General features: G+C 61.1%; 4 protein-coding genes and 1 pseudogene. All 5 read right to left on the minus strand.

The genetic code is table 11. From position 1 onward, the window contains the following. Positions 1 to 627: 627 nt before the first annotated feature. Positions 628 to 789, minus strand: a pseudogene (locus AKL29_RS40130) (DUF3606 domain-containing protein); the annotation flags it as partial. Between the two features lie 445 nt (positions 790 to 1,234). Continuing rightward, positions 1,235 to 1,540 (minus strand): hypothetical protein, encoded by a 306-nt coding sequence (locus tag AKL29_RS40140; protein ID WP_321177172.1) that lies wholly within the window; start codon positions 1,538 to 1,540, stop codon positions 1,235 to 1,237. A gap of 9 nt (positions 1,541 to 1,549) precedes the next feature. Continuing rightward, on the minus strand, positions 1,550 to 1,873 hold the full coding sequence (locus AKL29_RS02590) for a hypothetical protein (protein WP_028337867.1): 324 nt from the start codon (positions 1,871 to 1,873) through the stop codon (positions 1,550 to 1,552). Between the two features lie 79 nt (positions 1,874 to 1,952). Continuing rightward, entirely contained in the window at positions 1,953 to 2,408 is a 456-nt protein-coding gene (locus AKL29_RS02595) for an Hsp20 family protein (protein ID WP_050382879.1), read from the minus strand. Positions 2,409 to 2,728: 320 nt separating this feature from the next. Beyond that, the coding region (locus AKL29_RS43945) for a hypothetical protein (RefSeq protein ID WP_210168316.1) at positions 2,729 to 2,917 on the minus strand (189 nt) is incomplete at its 5' end.

The following is a 2,917-nucleotide window of genomic DNA, read 5'->3' on the forward strand; positions in this document are numbered from 1 at the left end:
CGGATGCATCGGCATTGATCGGCCTGTTCGGTGCCGCATCGCTACCGGCATTGAGAACGCCCAGCCACTGGCCCCAGCTTCCACAGTCGCTGGGGTCTTTTTCTTCGAATGTTTCTCAGGTTGAATTTCGCAGCGCCAAGAGCCGTTTCAAGGGCGCTCTCGAATAGCGCCTGCGCTTGCTCGAACATTTCGAGCAATTCCCGAGCCTCTGCCTCATTATAACACGTGCCCCTCGCAATCCGCTCGCGTTGGTTTGCCACAATGCGACGCCCATCCTGAACATGCTTTTCTGCGACTGTTATTTGCTCATCTAAAGTTGGCATGAGCTCTGGCCTGCAAATCTTCGGCTCCACCCATATTATCCGGTTCCGGGCGACAGAATAAAATGGCAATTGCAAAGGGAGGCGCTAACGTTGGTTTGTCGGGTTCGCGCCCGACCATCCCACTGGCCTCAGCGCCGGCCTCAAGGCCCCCAAAGGTGCTGGGGCCTTTTCTATGGCTGCTAGGAACGAGCATGGCCGAAGCTTGTTCATCTGACGAATGCGGCACATCAGCCCGACCAAGCCGCATTCTGACAGTGTGAGTGGAAAGCCCCATGGCCCCAGCGTGCTCCCAAGCGCTGGGGCCTTTTCGGTTGCCGACCTTCTTGACGGCCTTCTTCACCGACGCTGCCGACTTCCGGGCTTTCTTCGCCTCATAGCTCACCTCGTAATCCTGCCCGCCGGCGACGCGCGCACGGTCCTGCTTGCGACCACGCGCGATCTGCTTCTTGCATTCTTTGCCATTCAGGCCTCCCAATCGCGCCGCAGTTCCGTCGCGGCAAATCGGGGAACAACGAGCCCACCCCGAGCAACGTATTCAACCTGATGGACGCCTTGAAGCAGAGCATCCAGAGCGGTGGCAAGGCGCCGCCCGCGAAATCCACCAAGGCGAAGAAGGCGCCCGCCAAGCCGCGCCGCAACGCCGACTGAGACACAGTCTGGTCATTTCTGCCCTGCCTGTCGAGCAGCGCTACAGTCGTGCCTACCGGCGCCAGCCCGGCGCGAACGCGATGCCTCACGCTGCGCGTGTCGATTGAACGTCGCTATCGAGCAACCGGCCTAGTATCCGGCGTTCTTCCTCGATCCTCCGTCGATAGCGTTCGCGCTCTTGTTCCGAGGTCGCGCTATCCAGCAGGAATTGATAGTGACCGATGACTTTTCGCTGCCTCTTATGAGCAGTTGTTGCAGCCCATTCATGACGTGATCTCCTCGCAAGCCGCGCGATCGAACGAGGAGGGAAGTGGCGGAATGTCGGCCGCGAGGCCTTGCATCGCCGTGACTTCTTCGGCGAGCCGTCTTTCGATGAATTCGCGCTCGAGGTCGGAGAGCTGGGTCTGCAGCAGTCGCCGATACCGATGAATATTGTTGCGGTGAGCGCGCAGCTGTTCAAGCCGGTGGTCGAACAGTTCTGAGCTCCGGCGCCTTGCCTGTCCAAATCTTGACCGCCAGCGTCCCTCGAGGCGGTCGATGACCTGCTTCGGTAGCCTGATGTCTGTCATCTCGCGCTCCTATGCAGCCAGGCAGCGGTCGACGGAGCGCAGGCGGGCAGGCCGGCCGCCTGGCGGATGGCGCGGATCGCCGTCGAGCGCGCGAAGCGCTTCGAGGATGTCGCGGACAGGAACGGGCGATTTGAGCCCCTTGGATGCCCGCAAGGCGGGATTGGACGCTACAGCGCTGGCGTCCGAGGCCCAGGATGCCAGGAGAGCGCGCTTCTCGGCGAGGCTCAGGCGAGGATCCCGCACCACATCGTGCGGGGTCTCATATTCGTGGTGGGTGCAAGTCGGCAGATGAAAGCCAATAACGTTATGAGCAGGCGCGGTCGTCGGCCGCATGGATGCCTCCGTTCGAAAGACGAGTTGCTGAGAAGACGAAGCCGCGTCCCGTTCGTCGGACGCGGCTTCGCCGTTTCGATCAGGCGGCGACGCTTTCCAGCTGTCGGGGCGCCGTGTTCGACGCCGCATTGATGGCGATGCGTCGCGGCTTCATCGCCTCCGGCACTTCGCGCGCCAGCTCGATCCTGACAAGCCCGTTGTCGAACGCCGCGCTCTTGACCTCGACGTAATCGGCCAGGCTGAACTGGCGCTTGAACCTGCGCGTCGAGATGCCCTGATAGATGTATTCGCGCTCGGCCTTTTCGACCTTGACGCCTTCGACAGTCAGAACGTTCTGCTCCGCCGTGACAGAAATTTCGTCGGGCGCAAAACCGGCGATCGCGAGCACGATCTGATAGCGGTCTTCGGACAGCCGTTCGATGTTGTAGGGCGGGTAGTGATCTTCGCCGGCCCGGTGGGCTGCTTCGGCGAGATCAAAGAGCCGGTCGAATCCGATGGTCGACCGGAACAGGGGAGAGAAGTCGTATGTGCGCATAGCCAAATCCTCCATAGAGCAAGATGGATATGGACGGCACCGGACACGACCGGTGCCCGTCTCGCCTGGCCCCGAGGGCGACCAGGCCCCAGCCTCCGCGATGGGGCTGGCGCGAGAAAAATAAAAATCGGAGATGCCCTGTCAAGAACCCGGTCGAAAAAATTTTTGCGGTTAGGACCGCTGGATACGTAAGCGCATCAGCCGAACGCGGACGTGAAAGCCGGGGGGCGCAAATTCGTCGGCACCGGCCGAAGGACTAAGGGCACCCCGAAAAGCGGCCCCGGCGACCGTGGAAGCTGGGGCCAGTTTACTGGACGTTCTCAGTGCCGGTAGCGATGCGGCACAGAACAGGGCAGCCAATGCCACTGCATCCACTTCGTTCCTAATCGAAAAGGCCCCAGCATCCGGATCATGCTTGGGTCAAGTCGGATCGCCGAGCCGCTGTCCGCCGAGAAGCAGCGATCGTCGCTATCAGGGCTGAAAAAATACGAAATGAAAATTACGTGCCC

Origin of the sequence: Bradyrhizobium pachyrhizi (genome assembly GCF_001189245.1) — a bacterium.
GTDB lineage: Bacteria > Pseudomonadota > Alphaproteobacteria > Rhizobiales > Xanthobacteraceae > Bradyrhizobium > Bradyrhizobium pachyrhizi.